This is a genomic window from Bacillus sp. BS3(2021) (genome assembly GCF_021043345.1).
GTDB classification, from domain to species: domain Bacteria; phylum Bacillota; class Bacilli; order Bacillales; family Bacillaceae; genus Bacillus; species Bacillus paralicheniformis.
In genome coordinates this window covers 451367-474034 of sequence record NZ_JAJNDM010000001.1, presented here as the reverse complement: position 1 = coordinate 474034, position 22668 = coordinate 451367, and the positions used below count along the sequence as shown (strand labels likewise).

The following is a 22668-nucleotide window of genomic DNA, read 5'->3' as shown; positions in this document are numbered from 1 at the left end:
AACAATATGGTAAATTGGTTGCGGGGTTCTGGTCCGGCACAAAATACCAGTTTGCAAGGTGCATTTCACATCACTTATAGCAATATGCTTCTTACGATTTACTATAACACAGTCGCTTTTATTGGGGAATAATGTTGTCAGTGCGGTCATCTGCCCAATGTGCACTTTAAAATATAATAAAAAATCAATACTTATCATTTCAATATCTTTTTGCCTGGTGTATAACTATAGAGAAATTACTATATTTAAAGGGAAGGCGTGACTTCTTATTTTGGAAATGACATCCAGCATGAAAAAATCGCTTGATGCGATTGCAAAATGGGGGAAAATAACCGGCGTTTTTATGATTATCGGCGGAGGCATCTATGCCTTCTTCGGAATTTCTTTGCTTATCATCGGAGCCGCTCCAGGTGTGCTGATGATTTTTTCGGGGATCTACCTTATAAAATCGGCAAACGCCGCTCAGAAAATGAGTGATGACATGCCGCAAGAACCGCATGAAGCCTTGCTTGATAACTATGTGAAGTTTATGAAATGGCAATTTTTCTTCTTACTATCCATTATTGTGATCTTTATTTTATGCATAGTCGTCTTTTTCTTCCTGATCTTTTTAGGTATTCTTACCGATTTACACAGCGGGTATGATCCTTATTATTATGAATGAAAATCAAAAGCCTGTCTCGGGAATTGATCCCGAGACAGGCTTTTATTATTCGGCTTCACCGACAACAGTGAAACGCTCATTGATATGCTCGCCTTTTTCAGCCTCGTCCACCACTGCAATGGAATAGTCTGCATAGCTGATGTAGCTTTCTCCGGCGGCGTTTACGATTAAGTTTTCCTGACCTTTTTGATATGAACCTGTTCGCTTTCCTTCCAGGTCGAAAATTGCCGCCGGGCAGATGAACGAAAAAACATCGGAAAGTTAAACGATTAGTACATAAGAACAAGGATGATGATGAGATCAATCAAAAGCATATATAAAAGTCTGCATGAAGATACAGGCTGAGCTACTTGCTTTGTGCCAGATTGTTGAATAAGGATCGTCTTTAAAGAGGTCATTGTTGTCTTAATATCGAAATAAAGAGTGATGGGAGGTTCGTTTCATGCATATCACAACAGAAAGGTTATTGATACGTGAATTTGAATTTAAAGATTGGCAAGCTGTATATGAGTATACATCAGATATTAATGTGATGAAGTATATACCGGAAGGCGTTTTTACTGAAGAAGATGCAAAGGCATTTGTAAATAAAAACAAAGGGAATAACGCTGAAAAATTCCCTGTCATACTAATGGATGAAGATTTACTTATAGGCCATATTGTTTTTCATAAGTATTTTGGTGAACATACATATGAGATCGGGTGGGTGTTTAATCGTAAATATCAAAATAAAGGGTATGCTTCTGAAGCAGCAGAAGCTATCTTGAAATATGGATTTAAAGAAATGAACTTACATAGGATTATAGCTACGTGTCAACCTGAGAATATTCCATCATACCGAGTGATGGAGAAGATTGGAATGAGAAGAGAAGGCTTCTTTAAAAAATGTATTCCCAAAGACAATGAATGGTGGGATGAATATTATTACGCTATTTTAAAGGAAGAGTGGAATTGAACGATGTTGAATTGGCGATACAACAAAATATCACCGACTACTTAGAACATAGTAGCTAAGCGAAGGTGATATATTAAGCGATATGCTTCCCTACATCAACATCATATGGCTGCAGCAAGCTTTGTAGATATGCAGTTTTAGGTGAGCCCTCCCTTTTCATTCTCATCAGTAAGGATAACCGGCATACGATCATGAATGTCCACCATAGGCCTCATAAGGCTGTGTTGTGATGATTGTGGATGTGTCATCAATAATATTTCCTTATTTGTAACAAAATAAGTTACATGTTGATGATGAAACATCATCTCTTATTTAAAAGAGATGAGTTAAGACGTCTTTAAGAGACTTGCTGGCCAATTCGTTCTCCATCGCCTGCTGAACGCTGTGAAACGTTTGGTCAAGCGTTGTTTGAATTTGTCTTCCAACCGGACAGTTTGGATTCGGCTTGTCATGAATCGCAAACAATTCCTCTTGCGGCTGAACCGCGCGGTAAATATCCAGCAGAGATATATCTTCAGGATCTCTTTTCAGGGTTGCCCCGGCCACTCCCGGCCGCGACGTCAGAATACCGCCTTTTTTGAGCTGGCTGATCATGCGTCTGATCACAACCGGGTTCGTATTGACGCTCCCGGCGATCATTTCCGAAGATTCCCGCGGGTTTGCAGCGATTAAAGACAAAATATGAATGGCCACTGAAAGACGGGTGTTCACCATAAGTTTTCACCACCGATGTAATTATTATAGTTACAGGATAAGTTTTTTGTCAACTATTATCATATCCTTAATAATCGTAAGAATAAATAAAATTTTTTTCAAACCACCTTCATGTCTCACTTTGGAACTTTTTCATAGGATCTTTCGTATTGATTGATGAAAGGAGTGTTTTTCAATGAAAGAGATAGCAGAAGGAAAAGCAGCTTTGGATGTCCGGCTTGAGCCGAATGAAGAGATCAGATCTATTATTCTTTGCGCTTATAACGCGAGACTGTCTGCACGTTACACTCCTTACAGAGGCGTGCTTGCGGCCACTGACAGGCGGCTCATGTTTTATTCTTCTCTGTTTGGCGCCCCTTTTCACCTTGACATCCGCTTTGATACCATCTCCTCGTTCCGCCGCGAAAAAGGGCTGATCACAGGAGGCGATCACCTCGTCGTGATGAACAACGGGGATCGGGAAGCATTTCAATATTTTAGCGGCTGTGATCCTTTGGAAACATTCATCGAATCCGTTCGAAAGCTAAGGAAACTGCCTGAAGACATCATGCATGTCTGAAAAACGCCGGCTTCGGGTTGTGCCCGCAGCCGGCATACTCAATTATTAATCTCGTACTTCTCCCCATATCTCAGCACTTTATAAATTGCCATTCCATCAGAAAGATGATTTTCGGAATATCTCACGGGAATCAGAGCAAAAAATACATAATAGGTTGAAAAATAAACAAACTGGTAGAAAAAAATATTTTCGGGTATGATGTCTTTGATAATCAGCAGATTGACAATAAAAATAGACGCTAAATTAAACAGCGATCCGCCGGCATAAATCATCGCATTCGTAAAACGGTTATCGTATTTCAGATCTCCGTATTTGCAGAAGGAATCCATGAAGTAAACACTTCTGATTTGCACAGGGCCGATTTTCAGCAATTTTTTGCCCATCCCGATTTCAAGCGAAGATTTCCCGCCGAACAACACCGCCATGACGCTGTGGCCCAAGACATGAAGCACCGACACGGCGGGAAAAACGATCAAGAACGACCAGAAGAATTTGACAATATCCTGCAGTCCGAACATTCAATCATCCTTTCTGTTTCAGCCCATGTTTTTTAAAGAATTTCCGCTTTTCCCCCCGTATCAAACCTGTCAATATGCAAATCAAGCCGGCCTCCGAAGCATAAAAAAAACCGCCCATCTTTTCAATGGACGGCTCTCTCCAAGGCGGTCAATTATCCTCCTATATAGGACATTTCAACCTTTTTCCGCGGAGCCGCTTTTGAAAGAGCGCGGTCGAGCGAATATTGGTCATCGCGATTCCGCCAGACGGTGCCGATCGCCTTTACCAGCTCCTGATCGGTCTGCCCGCTTCTGATCAGAGTTCTTAAATCAAACCCGCTCGATGCGAAAAGACATGTGAAAAGCTCGCCTTTCGCCGATAGTCTTGCTCTGTTGCACGTGCTGCAAAAAGCATCGGATACAGAAGAGATAAAACCGATTTCTCCTGAACCGTCCAGATATCCGTACCGTTTGGCGACTTCTCCTTTGTAGTTCGGGTCGATCTGTTCAACCGGCATGTCTTCATTGATGATCCGGATGATATCCGCTTTTGTCACCACTGACTGACGGTTCCATTCATTTGTGTTCCCGACATCCATAAACTCAATAAACCGCAAGATATGGCCTTTTTCTTTAAAATAGCGGGCCATCGGCAAAATATCCTTTTCATTGACCCCTTTTTGGACGACCATGTTGATCTTGACGCCGAGTCCGGCCTCTTTCGCCGCTTCAATTCCGGCCAGCACCTTGCTGACGGAGACGCCTCTGCCGTTGATCGCTTTGAAACGTTCGTCATCCAGGGAATCCAGGCTGACCGTGACCCGTTTCAGCCCCGCTTTTTTCAGCTTGTCAGCGTAAACCGGCAGCAGAACGCCGTTCGTCGTCATCGCAATATCGCGAATCCCTTTGATCTCCGCAAGCTTCCCGACTAATTCCGGCATATCTTTTCTCATCAACGGCTCGCCGCCGGTGAGGCGGATTTTTTCCACCCCGAACTGATGAACAAACAGCTTGGCCAATCGTTCAAGCTCTTCAAAGGACAACAGTTCGCCTTTTGGCAAAAACGGATAATCCTGTCCAAAGATTTCGGCAGGCATGCAATACGTACATCTTAAGTTGCAGCGGTCGGTGACAGAAATTCTTAAATCCCGAAGCGGCCGGCTTTTCTGATCCAAAACTTGTTCACTGTTGTTGTTCACGCCTGTTGCCTCCTTTATGTTAACTGAATTCGCTCGTGATGCGTATATACATTAAATGACCGGTTCCTGGCAAAACCAATCGTCATGATATTCAGCTCCTCTGCCATTTGAATGGCCAGCTCGGTCGGCGCCGACTTGGAAATGACCGCGGAAACCCCGATTTTTGCGGCTTTAAGCAGCACTTCCGAAGAAATTCTGCCGCTGAACACGATCAGCTTGTCGCGCACAGGGACCTGGTGAAGCAGACAATATCCGTACAATTTATCAAGCGCATTATGTCTTCCGATATCAGATCTGACTGCAATCAGCTTGTCAGTGCTGCACAAAGCGGCATTATGAACGCCCCCCGTATGGCGAAAAAGCTTGCTGTTTTTCTGCATGTCGCGCATCAGCGCCAAACAGTTCTCAGGCGTAATGGTCACGCCGTCAATCGCCGTTTTTGCGGTTTTGACGTCCTGCTGGAAATAAAAATGCCGCCCTTTTCCGCAGCAGGAGCCGATCACCCGCTTCGTGTAATCCTTCAGTACCAGCTTTTTTGAGCTGACAAGGTCGACATATGCGAATCCGAGACTTTCATCTATTGTAAACCTTTTAATCTCATTTTTAAATCGGATCACACCTTCAGACGCGAGAAATCCGATCACCAGTTCTTCCAGGCTGTCCGGCGAACAAACAAGCGTGACAAATTCCTCACCGTTCACCATGACAGTCAGGGGGAATTCCGTTGCCATCTGATCTTCTTGCTGTGTCATCTCTCCATTATCATAACGGAAAATTTTTCGGCTTGTTGTGATGTTTTTCCCCATGAATAAACCCCGCCCCTTTGTTTCTTATCATATCTATTACTATACTCGTCTATCATGCCGTTTCACAACCGTCAGGTCAAATTTGGAAGCTTCATCTTGTTGATAGCTTGAAAACATGATATTATTTTTTAAAAGTTCAAAAAATATACACTTTTCAAACAGACTGCCTTTCTTCGCAGCAACCCCGGAAACCGCTTTCAAACAATCGCTCCCCGGCAGCCTTCTGTCTTTATGACAAGCCTTTCTTTTCCACAGGAGGTTCTCGCATGAAAAAAGTGAAAAACAGGTGGCTCATTGCTTTATGTGCTGTAGGTATTCATTTGTCTATCGGGTCTGTATACGCATGGAGCGTCTTTACAAACCCGCTCGCTGAAACCTTCGGCTGGAGCCTCAGCCAGATCAGCCTGACGTTCAGCATCGCTATTTTATTTCTCGGTCTTTCAGCCGCATTTTTGGGGCACTTCGTCGAAAAGCACGGCCCTAAAAAAGCAGGCATGCTCGCCGCTCTTTTCTTCGGAGCTGGCGTGACGTTTTCAGGCTTCGCCGTTCAGATCGGCTCCCTTCCCCTGCTTTATTTGTTTTACGGCGTCTTCGGAGGAATCGGACTCGGCGTCGGCTATATTACGCCCGTATCTTCGCTTGTTAAATGGTTTCCTGACCGCCGCGGCTTGGCTACGGGGCTAGCCATTATGGGATTCGGATTTGCGGCCTTGATTAGCAGCCCGATCATGCAGATGCTGATCTCAGCGGTCGGTATAGCCAATACCTTTTTTATTCTCGGCATTTGCTACTTTCTTGTGATGATGCTGTCTTCGCTTTACCTCGCTCCGCCGGAAGACGGCTGGAAGCCTGAAGGATTTTCAACCGAAAAAAACGGAAAGGCGCAAAGCGCCGATATTTCCCAGCTGACGGCAAATGAAGCCATTAAAACGAAACGCTTTTATTATTTATGGCTGATGCTTTTTATTAATGTTACGTGCGGAATCGCCATCATATCCATCGCTTCGCCGCTGGCGCAGGAAAGTGCGGGCATGTCCGCCGCCGCTGCTGCCGCTCTCGTCGGCGTTTTGGGCGCATTTAACGGCTTAGGGCGGATCGGCTGGGCCTCAGCATCTGATTACATCGGCCGGCCGAATACGTATACCGTCTTTTTCGCTGTACAGCTGATCGCCTTTCCGCTTTTGCCGTTTATTTCTGACAAGGCCGTCTTCTCTGTTTTGATGGCATTGATCTATACGTGCTATGGAGGCGGGTTTGCCGCAATTCCGGCTTATATCGGGGATTTGTTCGGAACAAAGCAGCTCGGTGCAATTCACGGATACATTTTAACGGCATGGGCGGCGGCAGGACTTGCGGGCCCGATGTTCTCTTCTTGGGTGCGTGATGCAACAGGAAGCTACAGCCAGAGCCTGACGGTTTTCGCAGCACTGTTCGCCATCGGCCTGTTCATTTCGATCTTCATTAGAACCGACATTAAACAGTTGCGAAAAAAAGCGGCGGTTCATGTCTCAAACTCGATAAAAGGATGATCTGGCAGTATCCGCTGGAAAGGAGAGAATGGAATGGGAAAAACAAAGCATGAAGGTCCGATGAAGCTGAATAAAAAACCCGCGCCAAAACTGTGGGCGTCTTGGGCGCCGCTGGGACTCGGAAAGGTAAAGCCAAAGCATATCAGAGATACGATGAAAACGGCGTGGGACAATAAAGACAACCTTTCGTACGCCTACAGAATTTTGACGCAAGGCGTGTGCGACGGCTGTGCGCTCGGTGTATCCGGGCTCCGTGATCAGACGCTCACAGGGCCTCATCTATGCACGACGCGGCTGAACGTCCTCCGCTTAAATACGATGCCTGCGATCGAGGACAAATGGCTGTCCGCCGACATTGAACAGCTGAGAAAGCTGGATAGCACCGAGCTGAGAAAGCTCGGACGTATCCCTTATCCGCTGTCGAGAAAAAAAGGAGAACGGTCGTTTTCGAGAATTTCATGGGACGAAGCACTCAGCCGAATCGCGGACAAAATCAAATCGATTGATAAACGACAGCTCGCCTTTTATTTAACGGCCAGGGGTATTACGAATGAGGTATACTATACAGCCGCAAAAGCGGCTCGGTTTATCGGCACAAACAACATTGACAACGCCTCGCGGATCTGCCACTCGCCAAGCAAAACGGCTTTAAAAAGGTCCCTTGGCATCGGCGCCTCAAGCTGCAGCTACCGAGACTGGATCGGGACGGATGTCCTCGTCTTCTGGGGATCTGTCGCCGCCAATAACCAGCCGGTGTCAACAAAATACATGTATGCCGCCAAAAAAGCGGGAACAAAAATCATTATGATCAACCCGTACCTGGAACCTTCGATGGAGAAATACTGGATTCCATCGATAGCTGAGAGCGCCCTTTTCGGCACCAAAATCACTGATGACGTATACCAAGTCAATATCGGCGGCGACATTGCCTTTATGAACGGGGTAATGAAGCACTGGTTTGAAATGGAACGGGAGGCCCCCGGTTCAAGCATTGACCGCGCTTTTATCGAAGCACACACAAACGGATTCAATGAGCTTAAACAGCATATCGAAAAACAAAATTGGAAGACGCTTGAAGAGTCATCCGGCATATCGAAAGATAGAATGAAAGAATTCGCCATCTTGCTGGCCCGGGCGAAAACCGGCGTTTTCATTTGGAGCATGGGACTCACACAGCACCGTTTTGCGACCGACAACATTTCACAGGTGGCAAATCTCGCCCTTTTACAAGGATTCATCGGCAGAAAGCATTGCGGCCTTATGCCGATCAGAGGGCACAGCGGTGTGCAGGGTTCTGGCGAAATGGGTGCCGATCCTTTCGTCCTGCCAGGCGGTGATTTTGACGAAGAAACTACCGCACGGATCGAGAAGATTTGGGGCTTCCGTATACCGACTTGGCAAGGCGATACGATCGGCCAGACAATCGAAAACATGCTGCTGCCGAACGAAAGCGAAAGAAAAGTAAAAGTGTTTTATACGAGCGGAGGCAACTTTTTGGAAACGATGCCGAACCCCGATTTTATCAAAAAAGCATTACAGGAAGTTGAGATGAGAGTCCATCAGGACATCATCTTCAATACTTCCACCCTTGTCGATGCCAAAGAAGAAGTTATCATTCTCCCCGCAATGACAAGATATGAACAGCCTGGCGGAGGAACCTCGACCAGTACGGAACGGATGGTCTATTTCAGCCCTGAAATTAAAGGACCGCGCATCGGAGAAGCCCGTTCTGAATGGGAAATTTATATGGATCTTGCCAAACGGGTTCGGCCCGCAGACAAAGAACTGATCCATTTTGACGACGCTGCAGAAATCCGTGAAGAAATCGCTGCTGCCAACCGGAATTATGACGGGATTCAGCATTTAAAAAAACGCGGAGATGTCTTTCAATGGGGCGGCGCCTGGCTTTGTGAAGGCGGGATGTGTCCGACGGCAGACGGTAAGGGTAACCTGATCCCCGTCGATCTTCCTGAAAACAGACAAACTGAAGGACGCTTTCTCGTGACGACAAGGAGGGGAAAACAGTTCAACTCGATGATTTATAGTGAAAAAGATCCTTTCAACGCGGCAGATCGCCGGGATGTCATGATCAATCCAAAAGATGCCAAGGAGCTTTATATTCAAGATGGAGAAGCGATCGTTCTATTCAACCGCTACGGAACTTTCCAAGGCCGGGCAAAATATGCCACCGTACAACGCGGAAACACTGCGGTCTACTGGCCGGAAGGAAATGTCCTGATCCCTAAAGGCGTATACGAAAACCATGCCCGTATTCCGGAATACAACACGGCGGTCATGATTGAAAAGGCGGAGATTTTCCATTCAAGAAAAGATCCGCGCTATGCAGAAAAACGAATCGAAGAACTCGAAATGTCGACAGATTAGCTTAACAGAAGGTCGGGACGGCACTGCGGCCGTCCCGCTCTCGTACGGAGTTACTGAGACAGTTTTACGCCTTCTTCTTTCCATACCTTTTTAAAATCAGAAGCTGAGTCGGCTTCAATCAATTTTCCGCCGCCAGCAGCAGCTACTTTTTTAAGCTTAGCTTTTTCTTTCACGGTTTTCACATCAAGTCCAACAATGTTGACGATTGTTTTAATGTTGGATTTGCGCAGATCTTTCGCTGCCTGAACAGGGTCTCCTCCGCATGTTTCTTCACCGTCTGTCACGATGTAAACATAATTCTTACCATCTTTATCGGCAAGATCTTCTTTTACATCATAAAGAGATTTTGCAATCGGAGACCAGCCTGTAGGCTTAATTCCGCTTAAAGCGTTTTCGAACGAGTTGGAAGAAAACGGTTGCAGATCATAGACGGTTTCCGTCGTACCGCAAGATAGTTCTTTTCCGGAGTTTTTATTGTTGCCTTTATGTCCGAACACATTCAGCATAACATTCGCATCGCTTGAAAGCAGGTCAGCAAAGTCGGTTACGGATTCTTTGGCAATATCAAATTTTCTTTCTCCTTCAACCTTTTGTGCCATGCTGCCGCTTGCATCAAGCACAACTGCAACATTGACATCTTTTTTGCTGTTGTCCGCATTTCCGTCTTCAGCCGCGAAAGCAGCAGCCGGAGCCAATGACAAAAGCATGGTGAACGTTGTTAACAGAGTAAACCTTTTTTTCACCTTTCTCACTTTCCTTTCCGCACTTTTTTTCGGACCGAACTTCCGCATGAGATCTAGTCCACCAACATCGTAAAAGAAGGCTTGATAGAAATAAATAGGCCGGATCTCCTTTTCAAATTCACAAATTCTTCATAATCCTTACGATAATCGACCGACACTTCCACTTAAGTCCTACCAAAAAAGTCCGCTAAAAGACCGTTTTCGTCCCAATAAAACAACAGTTACGACAAATTACCCCTCCAAAGGATTCAGCGGGGTTCAACGTTCTGAAACAATAACTTAATATTTGTAAAGTGTTTTACTTGACTTTTGACAATCTTTTCATCAAAAAAGGAAAGCTGCGGAAACATGTCCACAGCTTTTTTCCAGTTTATTTAGAAAGCTCGATTGCTTCCTGAGTGAAAATTCTTTTGATGTCATTTTTGGTTTTTGCTTGGAAATATTCACCGCCGCCGGCTGCTGCGATGCTTGTCAATTGTCCGTGAAAATCTCCTTCATAATCAAAGCCGATTACGTTGACAACCGCATTAGATTTGCGCAGTTCTGTTGCGACTTTTACCGGGTTGCCTCCACATGTTTCCTCACCGTCTGTCAGCAGATAGACGACGTTTTTCCCGTTGTTGTTCTGCTGGTCAAGCGCGTTTTTGGCATCTTGCAGCGCGTTTGCGATCGGTGTCCATCCAGTCGGTCCGATGCCGTTTAATGAATTGCGGAAGCTTTGCTCGTCATACGTTTGGAATCCGTACACTCCTCTGATTGCATTGCAGGATTGTACTTTTCCGGAGTTTTTATTGTTTCCCTCTGAACCGAAAACCCTCATGAGCACGTTTGCATTTTCAAGCTTTGAACCAAAGCTGAACGCCTCATTTTTGGCAAGCTCGTATTTTGAGACTCCGCCGATCTTTTTAGCCATGCTGCCGCTTGCATCAAGCATAATCGCGATGTTAGGCGAATCTTCAGCAACTGTTACCTCCTGTTTTTTCTCAGCTGCGAAAGCAGGTGAACCAAGGCTAAGAACCATAGCGGTCAAAATCCCTAATGTCAGCTTCTTCTTCATTTCTCCCTTTCCCCTTTCTTAAATAAAGTCGTTAACACATTAATATCGTAGAAGAACACCAGGGAGAAATAAATAGGGCATGTCTCCTTTTCCTCGTTATTCATTTCAGCATACAACAAGCAGATAAAATAGACTTTATAGCCTGTGAACCCTTATATTGACAAGAGATTCACGGCCTTTTGACGCTGTTCAGCAAGCCCTCCGGCACATGATTCTTGCAATATTTGTATAATATTTTGGCGCACATCAACTTCATGAGAATGCCAAATTTGATGACATTCAAAAAGACGCCGCCAATGAGGCAGACGTCTCTTTATTATTTTTTCGCCATGTATTTATTTAAAAATTCATCAGCATTGGATACGGCTGTTCCTTTGTAATAATACTTGACGATGGCTTCCGCTTTCTTGCCGTCTTTCGCCATATAATGTGCGCCGTATTGGCTCATTCCTACTCCATGTCCAAAACCCCTCGTCGTGACGGTAATCTGATTCCCGTCGCGTTTCCAATCAAAGTCTGCCGATTTGAGGCCGAGCTTTTCACGAATATCTCTTCCCTCAAGCTTCTTTCCATTAATGACAGCAGTCGCTACGCGTTTTCCCGGCGTTCTTTCAGTGATCTTCCCAATGCTGTTTGAGCTGGGCAGCTTCACGCCGAGCTTTTGTTCAAATTCAGTGACAGTAAACGTTTTGTGGTTCAGGAATTTCGGCGACTTTGTGTCCCAGGAGCTTTTCACGCTTTGCAGGTACGGAATATCACTTGTCCAATAAGCCCCCGCATTCTCGGTGTACCCGTTGCTCGTCGAGAAAAACGAAGCGTCAATTGGCTTATGATCATAGGTTAAAATTTTGCCTTGCGTACTGGCGACAGCTTCGGTCACTTTTTTGATTTTCCAATCGTAATCTTTCTTCCACAGCCTGCGGAGCTCTTCTTTGTTTTTATACACCTGGAACATCTGCGTATCATCGACGAGCGAGCCCTTCGGCGATCGGACAGCCTGCTCTGATACCATTTGCCTCACAATATATGTGCGGGCCGCGAGCGCTTGTGCTTTCAAAGCTTCGATATCGAAATCAGCCGGCATTTCCGAAGCAACGACACCAATGACATACTCTTCAAGCGGAATGTCTTCAACTTTCCGGTCAGCCGTTCTGTAGACCGGAATTGAAACGGGAGACTCTTTTAAGGTGACTTTCTTTTTTTCCTCGTGTTGCTGAGCGTGCTTTTCTGTTTTGATTGCCCCCGGTCCCCCGTGAAAAGGGAGGACAAGCAGTGTTGGTATGAGTAAAATCAGCATGCAGATTCCTGCTAGTACAATAAATAGCTGTTTCAAATCAGTGCCCCCATTTCTGTTTTGTCTCTTTCATTTTATGGGCGGGGACAAGCTAATATGACTGTACTTTTCAACTGCGGCTGCGTATTTTAAAAGCCATTCTTGTGCATAATGATAGATATGGGAGGCATACTGATATAGAATACTTGAAACATAAAAATCAGTATGCCGGATGACATACTGATTTCACGTTGATTTATGCGTTTAAATCGGATACAACTTCTTTATTTTCAATATGAACCGCTTCTTCATCGTTAACGCGCTCAATATCAGCACCGATACCGGCAAGTTTTTGGTGGAAGTTGACATATCCCCGGTCTAAATGTTTTAATTCGGTTACGCGCGTATGACCGTCAGCGACAAGGCCAGCAAGGATAAGAGCTGCGCCGGCGCGAAGATCCGTTGCGGCCACCTCAGCACCTTGAAGCTGCACAGGACCATTAATAATGACAGAACGGCCTTCGATTTTAATATCTCCGTTCATACGGCGGAATTCTTCCGCATGCATGAAGCGGTTCTCAAAGACGGTTTCTGTGATCATGCTGGTTCCATTTGCGCGCATCAAAAGAGCCATCATCTGAGACTGCATATCAGTCGGGAAACCTGGATGTGGCATTGTTTTTAAATCAATAGGCTTCAATTCAGAAGGACCGATGATCCGAAGACCGTCTCCTTCTTCCATGATTTGAACGCCCATTTCTTCCATTTTCGCAATTAAAGATGTTAAGTGCTCAGGAACCGCTCCCTTTACCAGTACGTTCCCTTCGGTAATCGCAGCGGCAACCATGAACGTACCCGCCTCGATCCGGTCAGGAATAATGGTATGTTTTGTACCATGAAGCGCCTTAACGCCTTCAATTTTAATGGTGCCTGTACCGGCACCCCGAATTTTACCGCCCATTGCATTGATATAGTTAGCCAGATCAACGATTTCAGGCTCTTTAGCAGCATTTTCGAGCGTTGTCGTGCCCTCAGCCAAAGCTGCAGCCATGATCAGGTTTTCAGTTGCTCCGACACTAGGAAAATCAAGATAAATTTTTGCGCCTTGAAGGCGGCCTTCTACAGTCGCTTCAATAAAGCCGTTTCCGACTTTAATTTTTGCGCCCATTGCTTCAAAGCCTTTCAGATGCTGATCGATCGGTCTTGAACCGATTGCACATCCTCCAGGCAAAGCCACTCTCGAGTGACCTGTGCGAGCAAGAAGCGGACCCATCACCAATACAGATGCGCGCATTTTACGAACATATTCAAACGGAGCTTCCGTAGACAAAGTGCGAGATGCATCAACCGTTACTGTATTATTTTCAAAATGTACACTTGCGCCTAAATGACGTAACACTTCGTTAATCGTATATACATCGGAGAGCGTAGGCACATCACATATTACGCTTTTTTCTTCACTGGCTAATAAAGATGCAGCGATAACTGGTAAAACGGCATTTTTTGCTCCTTCAACTTTGACTGTGCCGTTTAACTTTCGACCGCCGCGGACGATGATTTTTTCCAAGGTATTCCCCTCCGCGTCCCAATTTCTCTATATTAATATTCAGTCGTGACGATTGGTGTGCCAACCGTGACGGTAAGTTTTTCGCCCATTCCCGCATTTCTAAGCGAGACTTGCAGATTCATACGGTGTTTTTCTGTCTTGATGGATTCTTTCCACTCGTTAGTGTAAGCAGAAATAGAAACGAAATTTGGTTCGATTAAATCTTCAACTGACTTTGCATCAAATTCATGTACTAGTTCATTTGCTTTTTTTTGCAAAACAACATTCATCATACCATTTAAATGGCCCTTTAGACAAGTAAAAATTGCGGTCTTTTCTCGCATTATGTCGAATGCATCCCGTTCAAACTGCTTATATGTAGTATTCCAGTTTTCCCGTGGTCCCGCGCCTTTTTGCTCATACAATAAATACGAAACAAGTCTCTGGTTTTTGTGGGTGGATACCAAATGTATTTTGGAATTGATGTGATTTTTTTTGTCCTGAAAAACACCTGTTGCTTTAACTGTATCATCGTCTCCCCGCGTTATAGTCCATTGATATTGTCGATGCTGTTTCTTGAAATGTTTCAGTTTTGCAAAAAAATCTTTTTCACTTAGGGTAAGCTGCTTTTTTGTGTGCAGGGTCCATTCTTCAAGCTCGACATCATGGCGGCTCAAACCTTCCGCCAGCTGTTCCAGCGGCGTATTGCCCGCTGCTTCAAGCGATTGAAAGACATGAACAATTAAAAATAAAACCACAATAAAAATGAGGGCATTAACCGTTTGTTTTGTCTTCATTCCGCATCATCCTCTCCTACTCTCCATTGTTGACGGATCGTAGGAAAAGCATACGTGGAAAAACAAGGTCCCCCGGTGATTTTGCGGAATGCGGCGTTACCCACATTTGTCCATTCCCAAAAATTCTTTTACTCAATCATGAAAATAAATTTTGAAGCTGTCTGGAATAATAAAGATAGTCCAGGAAAAAATTGCTGACGGTGGAGCCGACGGCGATTGTAATGATGATCATTAACACCCTCGCCTGAATGACTTTTCCTTTCCTGATAAGCGGATCAATATTGACCGCCAGAAGAGCCCACCAAGTCAATGCAATAAAAAAAAGATGAACGATGATACTGACAGCAGCCTGTTGTCCGATCTCTTCCATTATTGATGACGCCTCCTTACGTTCCAGCCGGTTTGGTGGCTCCGGCCTGCCTAGTCTCTTCTGCTGTGGGATAAAGGAATAATGCCGGTCATTTCAAGTCATTTTAACAGTTTTGATGTTTCATGTTAAGACGTTCATGGATAGAACTTTTTCCCATAGATGGAGTGATCCTCTGTTGCCTGAGGCCAATGTTGAGGAGTTTGCTTGAATGTCTTACATCCTCTTTCTGGCGGAAGAGAACATAGCTTACTATTTTGTATTATAGATAGATTCAAACTAAAAAGGCGAACAATTTATGAACTTTTTTTAACATTTTCAATTCTGTTTAATCATGAATATAAAAGAACCCTTCCCATCCTTAATATGGGAAGGATCCTCATCTTTATCTCGCAACATCCAACCGGTTAATCGCGCGTTTTAAAGCAAGCTCTGCCCGAATAATGTCAACATCTGGCGTATGCTTTTGCAAACGTTCCTCGGCACGCCGTTTTGCGGCCAAGGCGCGTTCTTTGTCAATTTGTTCAGATGTTTCCGCCGTCTGGGCCAGAATGGTGACATGGTCAGGGCGGACTTCAACTATGCCCCCGCTGACGGCAACCAGCTCAGTTTGACCGTCTTTTTTCAGACGGACTGCAGCAATTTTTAGCGGAGCAACCGTCGGAATATGGCCGGGTAAAATACCAAGCTCACCGCTCTCTGCTCGAACGCTTACCATTTCTATATCCGCATCGTATACTGGGCCGTCGGGAGTAACGATATTGACTTTTAAGGTCTTCATGCTTTTACCCTCCTAGGACCAGATTATACTTCTACACCCATTTCTTTCGCTTTTTCGACAACTTCTTCGATTCGGCCGACAAGACGGAAAGCGTCCTCTGGAAGGTGATCATACTTACCTTCAAGGATTTCTTTAAAGCCTTTTACCGTTTCTTTGACAGGAACGTAAGAACCTTTTTGTCCTGTAAACTGTTCAGCTACGTGGAAGTTTTGCGATAGGAAGAACTGTACGCGGCGCGCACGGCTGACGACAAGCTTATCATCGTCAGAAAGCTCATCCATACCGAGAATCGCAATGATATCCTGAAGCTCTTTATAGCGCTGCAGGATTTGCTGTACTTGGCGGGCCACTTGATAGTGCTCTTCTCCGACGATTTCTGGCGCAAGTGCACGAGAAGTTGAAGCCAGAGGGTCAACCGCAGGGTAAATACCCATTTCAGACAGCTTACGCTCAAGGTTTGTTGTCGCATCCAAGTGAGCGAACGTTGTTGCCGGTGCCGGGTCAGTATAGTCATCGGCAGGAACGTAGATCGCCTGAATCGATGTAACGGAACCGACATTTGTAGAAGTGATCCGTTCCTGAAGCTGACCCATTTCAGTTGCAAGCGTCGGCTGATAACCAACCGCAGACGGCATGCGTCCAAGAAGTGCAGATACTTCAGATCCGGCTTGAGTGAATCGGAAGATGTTATCGATAAAGAACAATACGTCCTGGCCTTCTTTATCACGGAAATGCTCTGCCATTGTAAGTCCTGTCAAGGCAACGCGCATCCGCGCACCAGGCGGCTCGTTCATCTGACCGAAGACCATTGCCGTTTTGCCGATAACGCCGGAATCTTTCATTTCATAGTAAAGGTCGTTTCCTTCACGCGTACGCTCGCCGACACCCGCGAATACAGAGATACCGCCGTGCTCTTGAGCGATGTTGTTGATTAGCTCCTGAATCAAGACGGTTTTTCCAACTCCCGCTCCTCCGAAAAGACCGATTTTTCCGCCTTTAATATATGGAGCGAGCAAGTCGACGACTTTAATACCCGTCTCTAAGATTTCAACCTCGGTTGATAGCTGATCAAATGTTGGAGCTTCTCTGTGAATCGGATCTTTGGCAGCATCAGCCGGAAGCGGCTCATCCAAATCGATGTTTTCCCCGAGTACATTAAATACGCGGCCGAGTGTCACGTTTCCGACCGGAACGGAGATCGGCTCTCCCAGGTCGATGGCTTCCATTCCGCGTGTAACACCGTCAGTTGAAGCCATTGCAATCGTCCGAACTGAATCATCACCCAAGTGAAGCGCTACTTCAAGGGTAAGTTCGATATCTACTTCATTCTCGTTCTGCGCTTTATGTGTAACTTTAATCGCATTATATATTTCAGGCAAGTGACCGTCTTCAAAACGAACGTCTACGACCGGTCCCAATACCTGGCTAACGCGTCCTTTTTTCATCTCTATCCCTCCTGACAAGCTTTTTCTATTCTAAGGCAGCTGCACCGCCGACAATTTCCGTAATCTCCTGCGTAATCGCCGCCTGACGAGCACGGTTGTAAGACAGTTCGAGGTCAGCGATAAGCTCTTTCGCATTGTCCGTTGCGTTTTTCATCGCTGTCATCCGCGCAGCATGTTCACTCGCTTTACTGTCCAGAATCGCGCCGAAAATCAAGCTCTCAGCGTACTGAGGCAGAAGCACTTCCAAAATTTCTTCTTCGTCCGGTTCAAATTCATAGGAAGTTCTTTTTTTGTTTGGCGCGATATCTGATAATGGCAGCAGCTTTTTCTCCGTCACCTCTTGAGAAATCGCGCTGACAAAGTGGTTGTAGAACAAGTAAAGTTCATCAAATGTCTCATCGATAAACATTTGTATCGTACTGTTCGCCAAATCCTTAATTTCTGGAAAGGAAACTTCGTCCCTGATGCCGGTCATTTCGGAAATAACCGGGATGCCGCGTTTTTTGAAGAACTCGCGTCCCATTTTTCCGATCGCGATGACCGCATATTCGTCTTTTGACTGATGGCGCTCCTGGATTTTCTGGTACGCTTTGCGGAGAACGTTAGCGTTAAAAGCGCCGGCAAGTCCGCGGTCAGATGTGATGACCAGATAGCCGGTCCGCTTCACGGGACGGCTCGACATCATCGGATGCGTTCCGGTGTATCCAAGCGCAATATCAGCAACGACTTCCTGCATTTTCTCCATGTATGGAACGAACGATTTCGCTTTACTCTCAGCGCGGTTCAGCTTTGAGGCAGAAACCATTTGCTGAGCTTTGGTGATTTGACTCGTTTTTTTATTTGAAGTAATTCTGGATTTAATATCCCGTAATGAGGCCAAAAGGTTTCACCACCTTTTTGTTTTCAAATTCACTCCGAATTTACGTGAAAAAGAGAGAAAAAGAAGATCTTTTTCTCACTTCAAATGTTTAGTTGCTAGGTGCAAACGTACGTTTAAAGCCTTCGATCGCAGCCTTCATGTCCTCGTCGGCCGGAAGGTTTCCTGTCTGAGCAATTGAATCAAGGAGATCTTTATGGTTTTGATCAAGGTACATAAAGAACTCTTCTTCAAAGCGTCTGATGTCCTCTACAGGCACATCATCAAGGAATCCGCGGGTCAGGGCATAAAGAATGGCAACCTGCTTTTCGACGCGGAGCGGCTGGTTCAGATCCTGTTTCAGAACTTCCACTGTACGGGCTCCACGGTTCAGCTTGGCCTGCGTTGCTTTATCAAGGTCAGATCCGAACTGTGCAAATGACTCAAGCTCGCGATAAGATGCCAAGTCAAGACGAAGCGTACCGGCTACTTTCTTCATCGCTTTGATTTGCGCAGATCCGCCGACACGGGATACCGATAATCCAGGGTTGACGGCAGGGCGCACGCCTGAGAAGAACAAATCAGACTGCAGGAAGATCTGTCCGTCTGTGATTGAGATGACGTTTGTCGGAATATAGGCTGAAATGTCGCCAGCCTGCGTTTCAACAAACGGCAATGCTGTTAAAGATCCTCCGCCTTTAGCGTCGCTCAGTTTCGCAGCGCGCTCAAGCAAGCGGGAGTGCAGGTAGAATACATCTCCAGGGAATGCTTCACGGCCTGGAGGACGACGCAGAAGCAAGGAAAGTTCACGATAAGCCGTCGCTTGTTTTGAAAGGTCGTCATACACAACCAGCACGTGTTTTCCGTTGTACATGAATTCTTCACCCATCGTAACACCCGCATACGGCGCTAGATACAAGAGCGGTGCAGGCTGTGAAGCGGAAGCTGTGACAACGATGGTATAGTCAAGAGCGCCTTTTTTGCGCAGCGTTTCAACGACACCGCGAACAGTCGATTCTTTCTGACCGATCGCAACATAGATACAAATCATGTCCTGATCTCTTTGGTTCAAGATCGTGTCAATCGCAATCGATGTTTTACCCGTCTGACGGTCACCGATGATCAGCTCACGCTGACCGCGGCCGATAGGAATCAGCGCATCGATCGGTTTAATTCCCGTTTGAAGCGGTTCATGAACGGATTTACGATCCATAACACCAGGTGCCGGGCTTTCGATCGGACGGGTTTTGCTTGTGAGAACCGGGCCCATTCCGTCTACAGGCTGACCGAGCGGATTGACAACGCGGCCGAGCAGCTCTTCACCGACGGGAACTTCCATGATCCGTCCGGTTCTTTTGACTTCGTCACCTTCACGGATGTCTTTGTAAGGTCCCAAAATAACGATACCTACGTTTGATTCTTCAAGGTTCTGAGCTAAGCCCAGCACACCGTTTGAAAATTCGACAAGCTCACCTGCCATACAGTTATCAAGGCCGTGCACGCGTGCGATACCGTCACCGACCTGAATTACCGTACCTACGTCGTGAACTTCTATTTCAGACTGATAATTTTCAATTTGCTGTTTAATAAGAGTGCTAATTTCTTCAGCTTTGATGCTCACTTAGGTTTCACCCCTTCTTTCGATTTTCGCCTGCTAATTGACGTTCTATCCGGTCAAGCTTTCCTCTTACACTGCCGTCATAAATACGGTTCCCGATGCGGATTTTTACTCCGCCGATCAGATCCGGATTCACTTCGTTTCTGACGCGCAGTGAAGCGGCGCCTGCTTCTTTTGCAAACACTTGAGAAAAAGAGGAAATTTCCTCTTCACTGAGCGGTTTTACAGAGTATACGATCGCGTCTTCCGTCCCGCGGAACCGGTTCGCCATTTTTACATAATCGTCCGCGAGATCCGGGACGATTGACGTGCGGCTGCGGTCAACGAGAAGATAAAGCGTATGTAAGACTGCAGTCGAAACAGATCCGAACGAGTCTTTTAAAATCTGCTTTTTCTTTTCAGCGGGCACTTTAGGATGACTCAGAACGGCATTGAGGTCTTTATGATCAATAAATATCTTCTTAACGACGGTCAGCTCTTCTTCTATTTCATTGACCTTCTTGGATTCAAGGGCAATGTCAAACAAAGCGGCTGCGTAGCGTTTGGAGACAGCTGATTGGCTCATCGGCTTTCTCCCACTTCTTTAAGATAGTCTTGGATCAATTTTTCCTGGGCTTGTTCGTCAAGCTCTTTTTCGATCACTTTCGAAGCGATCATCACAGACAGTGATGCAACCTGCTCGCGCAGCGCGCTGACAGCCTGGTCTCTTTCTTTGACGATCTCGCTTCTGGCTGATTCTTTCATGCGTTCTGCTTCCTGGCGCGCAGCCTTGATGATTTCATCCTTTTGCTGTTCTCCCAGTTTTTTCGCGTTTTCAATCAGAGAATGGGATTCTTCACGCGCTTCTTTCAAAAGCGCCTGCTGCTCTTCAATGAGCTTCTTCGCTTCTTCATTCTTTTTCTCGGCAGAGGAAATCTCTCCGGTAATGTAGTCTTCACGCTCTTTCATTATATTTAATAGCGGCCCTAAAGCGTATTTCTTCAAGAGCGCTAACAAAATCAGCATGGCAACAAGCTGGAACAGCATTGTTCCGGCATTAAACCCTACTCCTGCACCCATAACCTGTGGTAAAAAAGACATCGAATACGGCAACTCCCTTCTTGCAGATTATCTCTCCGAGGCCATCGAAAAAATGTTCTCCCTCTTTTTTCAAGAGGTTGTTTCTTCCGGCCATTATGACAGTTCAAGCAACCATAAAGCAATGGCGAAGGCCTCTTGCAGTGATCTTCGCCATTTTACTAGTTATATAAGTTTTTAGCCGAAGAATGCTAAGAACGCGATAACAACAGCGATAATCGGAAGGGCCTCAACCAATGCTACCCCGATGAACATAAGCGTTCTTAATTCTTTACCAGCCTCAGGCTGACGTGCGATTCCTTCTACTGTACGTGATACGATAAGTCCGTTACCAATACCTGCACCAAGTGCACCTAATCCAATTGCGATTGCAGCTGCTATTAAATTCATGAAAAAGTTCCTCCTTTAAATTGTTATCCTTTTCGGATATGTCTTGTTTTTAGTGTTCATGACTTACTTTGTGAGACATGTAAACCATTGTTAACATCGTGAAGATGAATGCCTGGATTGTACCTACGAACAAGCTGAACGCCTGCCATAAGATCATCGGCACAACCGCTCCAATGGTTCCAACCAGCCCCATGAAAATGCTTTGAGAATAGAAGTTGGTTGCCATTCCGGCAAGAAGGCCGAGCAGAATTTCGCCGGCGAAAATATTACCGTAAAGACGCAATCCCAATGTTAATGTATTCGCAAATTCTTCAATAATTTTGAGCGGCACTAAATACGGAATTGGTCTGAAGAAATCTTTGGTATACTCCCCCAACCCTTTTCTTTTCACTCCGTAGTAATGAGTGAGGCCTACTACCATGACGGCGAGGGTTAAAGTAACCGCCGGATCGGCTGTCGGGGATTTCCACCATAATTCATGGCCTACTGTAATGGAAAACGGAAGGCCGAGCATGTTGGCAACAAATATGTACATCAGCAGGGTTATGCCAAGGGCGAGAAAGTCTCTGCCGACTTTAAGATCCATTGTGCTGCCGATAATATTGCGAACAAAGTCGACAATCCACTCCATAAAGTTCTGGGCTTTCGTCGGCCGGATCGCGAGTGTTCTTGTGGTCAGCACCGCTATCAGAAAGACGATGATGCTTGTCACAGTAATCATTAAGATACTTGATACATCAAAGTTAAGGCCTAAAAAGTTAACAACTCTTGATTCGTGCAAAGGGTCTTCACCTCTCTTCCATTGATGAACGTTTTAGCTGGATAAAGGAATCTATCATAATGACAGGATAAATTGTCATCAACCCCACAATGACGCCTGCCAAATGAATATATTCAGGGTATTTATAAGCAATGGCCGCCGCGATAATGGCGTTGCACAATCTGGAAGCAGTCCCGAGAGAACGGATCATTTTGCCTTTTGCCACTGCTTTATCGAAGGCCTGCATCCTTTTGGTCAGCAGCCAGAGATTGAAATAGCTGAAAACAGTGCCGGTAATCAGGCCTAAAAAAATCGCCTGAAATGGCAGAAATCCATAGCCTAACACGCAGACTGCTAAAATATATAGGACATATTTTTGTTGCCTACGGAATGAAAGACTCGCATCGGTCATCAAATACGCTCCTGATGTGAAAATTTTAAATCTATCTTACGATTACGGTAAACTAGGCGGTCTGACCATTTTACAGAACGTAGTGTTCTGTTCAAGACTTCACACACTCCGAAAATTCTCGGGCCGGTGATCTGTCTGTCGCCTGCAAATATGGGGTTTTCAAAGGATTTTAACAGAGGACTGGTCATTATGATAACCGCTATGAAAACCTTATCATAATAGCCTATTTTAGCATACA

At 45.6% G+C, this 22668-nt stretch carries 24 protein-coding genes and 2 pseudogenes; 5 read left to right on the top strand and 21 right to left on the bottom strand.

Annotated elements, in window-relative coordinates:
• The first annotated feature begins 277 nt into the window (after positions 1-277).
• Positions 278-664 (top strand): DUF5362 family protein, encoded by a 387-nt coding sequence (locus tag LQ247_RS02305; protein ID WP_231005659.1) that lies wholly within the window; start codon positions 278-280, stop codon positions 662-664.
• A 45-nt stretch (positions 665-709) separates the two neighbouring features.
• Here the strand turns inward: LQ247_RS02305 and LQ247_RS02300 are convergent.
• Positions 710-913: pseudogene (locus tag LQ247_RS02300) on the bottom strand (NAD(P)-dependent oxidoreductase); the annotation flags it as partial.
• Positions 914-1106: 193 nt separating this feature from the next.
• On the opposite strand from LQ247_RS02300, the gene LQ247_RS02295 reads away from it, so the two are divergent.
• On the top strand, positions 1107-1619 hold the full coding sequence (locus tag LQ247_RS02295) for a GNAT family N-acetyltransferase (protein WP_025810650.1): 513 nt from the start codon (positions 1107-1109) through the stop codon (positions 1617-1619).
• Positions 1620-1692: 73 nt separating this feature from the next.
• On the opposite strand, the pseudogene LQ247_RS02290 reads toward LQ247_RS02295, so the two are convergent.
• Positions 1693-1862, bottom strand: a pseudogene (locus LQ247_RS02290) (SOS response-associated peptidase family protein); the annotation flags it as partial.
• Positions 1863-1931: 69 nt separating this feature from the next.
• Positions 1932-2333: an Rrf2 family transcriptional regulator gene (locus tag LQ247_RS02285; RefSeq protein WP_020453242.1), complete on the bottom strand. Its 402-nt coding sequence runs from the start codon at positions 2331-2333 to the stop codon at positions 1932-1934.
• A gap of 175 nt (positions 2334-2508) precedes the next feature.
• Here LQ247_RS02285 and LQ247_RS02280 point away from each other — a divergent pair, with 175 nt between their 5' ends.
• Positions 2509-2892 carry a GRAM domain-containing protein gene (locus tag LQ247_RS02280; protein ID WP_229129223.1) on the top strand — a complete coding sequence of 128 codons (384 nt, stop codon included), beginning with the start codon at positions 2509-2511 and terminating at the stop codon, positions 2890-2892.
• A 38-nt stretch (positions 2893-2930) separates the two neighbouring features.
• On the opposite strand, the gene LQ247_RS02275 is transcribed toward LQ247_RS02280, so the two are convergent.
• The 3 genes from LQ247_RS02275 to fdhD all read right to left on the bottom strand — a co-directional run bounded on the left by LQ247_RS02275 (position 2931) and on the right by fdhD (position 5394).
• Complete coding sequence (locus LQ247_RS02275) at positions 2931-3410, bottom strand: hypothetical protein (protein WP_023857096.1); 480 nt, start codon at positions 3408-3410, stop codon at positions 2931-2933.
• 152 nt (positions 3411-3562) lie between these two features.
• Positions 3563-4588: a GTP 3',8-cyclase MoaA gene (moaA, locus tag LQ247_RS02270; RefSeq protein ID WP_048350588.1), complete on the bottom strand. Its 1026-nt coding sequence runs from the start codon at positions 4586-4588 to the stop codon at positions 3563-3565.
• Positions 4589-4602: 14 nt separating this feature from the next.
• A complete protein-coding gene (fdhD, locus tag LQ247_RS02265; RefSeq protein WP_023857093.1) occupies positions 4603-5394 on the bottom strand; it encodes a formate dehydrogenase accessory sulfurtransferase FdhD in 792 nt (263 codons plus the stop codon).
• A gap of 266 nt (positions 5395-5660) precedes the next feature.
• Between fdhD and LQ247_RS02260 the strand changes: the two genes are divergently transcribed.
• Together LQ247_RS02260 and LQ247_RS02255 are read left to right on the top strand one after the other, a co-directional pair.
• Complete coding sequence (locus LQ247_RS02260; RefSeq protein ID WP_231005517.1) at positions 5661-6923, top strand: L-lactate MFS transporter; 1263 nt, start codon at positions 5661-5663, stop codon at positions 6921-6923.
• A 33-nt stretch (positions 6924-6956) separates the two neighbouring features.
• Positions 6957-9308 carry an FdhF/YdeP family oxidoreductase gene (locus tag LQ247_RS02255; protein ID WP_224066760.1) on the top strand — a complete coding sequence of 784 codons (2352 nt, stop codon included), beginning with the start codon at positions 6957-6959 and terminating at the stop codon, positions 9306-9308.
• 50 nt (positions 9309-9358) lie between these two features.
• Here LQ247_RS02255 and LQ247_RS02250 read toward each other — a convergent pair whose 3' ends face one another.
• The 15 genes from LQ247_RS02250 to LQ247_RS02180 all read right to left on the bottom strand — a co-directional run bounded on the left by LQ247_RS02250 (position 9359) and on the right by LQ247_RS02180 (position 22430).
• Positions 9359-10051, bottom strand: a complete 693-nt coding sequence (locus LQ247_RS02250; RefSeq protein WP_023857089.1) for a VWA domain-containing protein — start codon at positions 10049-10051, stop codon at positions 9359-9361.
• Between the two features lie 370 nt (positions 10052-10421).
• Entirely contained in the window at positions 10422-11108 is a 687-nt protein-coding gene (locus LQ247_RS02245; RefSeq protein ID WP_023857087.1) for a VWA domain-containing protein, read from the bottom strand.
• Between the two features lie 316 nt (positions 11109-11424).
• The gene (gene spoIID, locus LQ247_RS02240) at positions 11425-12441 is read right to left on the bottom strand and encodes a stage II sporulation protein D (protein ID WP_023857085.1); all 1017 of its coding nucleotides are present in this window, start codon (positions 12439-12441) and stop codon (positions 11425-11427) included.
• 196 nt (positions 12442-12637) lie between these two features.
• The gene (gene murA, locus LQ247_RS02235) at positions 12638-13948 is read right to left on the bottom strand and encodes a UDP-N-acetylglucosamine 1-carboxyvinyltransferase (protein ID WP_023857084.1); all 1311 of its coding nucleotides are present in this window, start codon (positions 13946-13948) and stop codon (positions 12638-12640) included.
• A 32-nt stretch (positions 13949-13980) separates the two neighbouring features.
• On the bottom strand, positions 13981-14724 hold the full coding sequence (locus LQ247_RS02230) for a YwmB family TATA-box binding protein (RefSeq protein WP_105979552.1): 744 nt from the start codon (positions 14722-14724) through the stop codon (positions 13981-13983).
• 136 nt (positions 14725-14860) lie between these two features.
• Positions 14861-15094, bottom strand: coding sequence for a DUF1146 family protein (locus LQ247_RS02225; protein WP_003186001.1), 234 nt, complete (start codon positions 15092-15094; stop codon positions 14861-14863).
• A gap of 382 nt (positions 15095-15476) precedes the next feature.
• Complete coding sequence (locus LQ247_RS02220; protein WP_020453254.1) at positions 15477-15872, bottom strand: F0F1 ATP synthase subunit epsilon; 396 nt, start codon at positions 15870-15872, stop codon at positions 15477-15479.
• Positions 15873-15895: 23 nt separating this feature from the next.
• Entirely contained in the window at positions 15896-17317 is a 1422-nt protein-coding gene (gene atpD, locus LQ247_RS02215) for a F0F1 ATP synthase subunit beta (RefSeq protein WP_020453255.1), read from the bottom strand.
• Positions 17318-17342: 25 nt separating this feature from the next.
• Positions 17343-18197: an ATP synthase F1 subunit gamma gene (gene atpG, locus LQ247_RS02210; protein WP_020453256.1), complete on the bottom strand. Its 855-nt coding sequence runs from the start codon at positions 18195-18197 to the stop codon at positions 17343-17345.
• Between the two features lie 88 nt (positions 18198-18285).
• Positions 18286-19794 carry a F0F1 ATP synthase subunit alpha gene (gene atpA / locus LQ247_RS02205; RefSeq protein WP_020453257.1) on the bottom strand — a complete coding sequence of 503 codons (1509 nt, stop codon included), beginning with the start codon at positions 19792-19794 and terminating at the stop codon, positions 18286-18288.
• Between the two features lie 7 nt (positions 19795-19801).
• Positions 19802-20356, bottom strand: a complete 555-nt coding sequence (locus LQ247_RS02200; RefSeq protein WP_020453258.1) for a F0F1 ATP synthase subunit delta — start codon at positions 20354-20356, stop codon at positions 19802-19804.
• Positions 20353-20871: a F0F1 ATP synthase subunit B gene (atpF, locus tag LQ247_RS02195; RefSeq protein ID WP_020453259.1), complete on the bottom strand. Its 519-nt coding sequence runs from the start codon at positions 20869-20871 to the stop codon at positions 20353-20355. The genes LQ247_RS02200 and atpF overlap by 4 nt, the downstream gene beginning before the upstream one ends.
• Positions 20872-21045: 174 nt before the next feature.
• Positions 21046-21258 (bottom strand): F0F1 ATP synthase subunit C, encoded by a 213-nt coding sequence (gene atpE / locus LQ247_RS02190; RefSeq protein ID WP_020453260.1) that lies wholly within the window; start codon positions 21256-21258, stop codon positions 21046-21048.
• Between the two features lie 49 nt (positions 21259-21307).
• Entirely contained in the window at positions 21308-22039 is a 732-nt protein-coding gene (gene atpB, locus LQ247_RS02185) for a F0F1 ATP synthase subunit A (protein ID WP_023857083.1), read from the bottom strand.
• A 7-nt stretch (positions 22040-22046) separates the two neighbouring features.
• Entirely contained in the window at positions 22047-22430 is a 384-nt protein-coding gene (locus LQ247_RS02180) for an ATP synthase subunit I (RefSeq protein WP_020453262.1), read from the bottom strand.
• Positions 22431-22668 lie beyond the last annotated feature (238 nt).

Bases quoted from the DNA above. Each gene is read 5' to 3' on its own strand.
- LQ247_RS02220 (WP_020453254.1), bottom strand. From the start codon at position 15,872: ATGAAGACCTTAAAAGTCAATATCGTTACTCCCGACGGCCCAGTATAC.
- LQ247_RS02200 (WP_020453258.1), bottom strand. From the start codon at position 20,356: ATGAGCCAATCAGCTGTCTCCAAACGCTACGCAGCCGCTTTGTTTGAC.
- atpD (WP_020453255.1), bottom strand. From the start codon at position 17,317: ATGAAAAAAGGACGCGTTAGCCAGGTATTGGGACCGGTCGTAGACGTT.
- LQ247_RS02280 (WP_229129223.1), top strand. From the start codon at position 2,509: ATGAAAGAGATAGCAGAAGGAAAAGCAGCTTTGGATGTCCGGCTTGAG.
- LQ247_RS02180 (WP_020453262.1), bottom strand. From the start codon at position 22,430: ATGACCGATGCGAGTCTTTCATTCCGTAGGCAACAAAAATATGTCCTA.
- LQ247_RS02255 (WP_224066760.1), top strand. From the start codon at position 6,957: ATGGGAAAAACAAAGCATGAAGGTCCGATGAAGCTGAATAAAAAACCC.
- LQ247_RS02275 (WP_023857096.1), bottom strand. From the start codon at position 3,410: ATGTTCGGACTGCAGGATATTGTCAAATTCTTCTGGTCGTTCTTGATC.
- LQ247_RS02245 (WP_023857087.1), bottom strand. From the start codon at position 11,108: ATGAAGAAGAAGCTGACATTAGGGATTTTGACCGCTATGGTTCTTAGC.
- LQ247_RS02225 (WP_003186001.1), bottom strand. From the start codon at position 15,094: ATGGAAGAGATCGGACAACAGGCTGCTGTCAGTATCATCGTTCATCTT.
- atpF (WP_020453259.1), bottom strand. From the start codon at position 20,871: ATGTCTTTTTTACCACAGGTTATGGGTGCAGGAGTAGGGTTTAATGCC.
- LQ247_RS02260 (WP_231005517.1), top strand. From the start codon at position 5,661: ATGAAAAAAGTGAAAAACAGGTGGCTCATTGCTTTATGTGCTGTAGGT.
- LQ247_RS02230 (WP_105979552.1), bottom strand. From the start codon at position 14,724: ATGAAGACAAAACAAACGGTTAATGCCCTCATTTTTATTGTGGTTTTA.
- LQ247_RS02295 (WP_025810650.1), top strand. From the start codon at position 1,107: ATGCATATCACAACAGAAAGGTTATTGATACGTGAATTTGAATTTAAA.
- LQ247_RS02285 (WP_020453242.1), bottom strand. From the start codon at position 2,333: ATGGTGAACACCCGTCTTTCAGTGGCCATTCATATTTTGTCTTTAATC.
- LQ247_RS02305 (WP_231005659.1), top strand. From the start codon at position 278: ATGACATCCAGCATGAAAAAATCGCTTGATGCGATTGCAAAATGGGGG.
- atpE (WP_020453260.1), bottom strand. From the start codon at position 21,258: ATGAATTTAATAGCAGCTGCAATCGCAATTGGATTAGGTGCACTTGGT.
- fdhD (WP_023857093.1), bottom strand. From the start codon at position 5,394: ATGGGGAAAAACATCACAACAAGCCGAAAAATTTTCCGTTATGATAAT.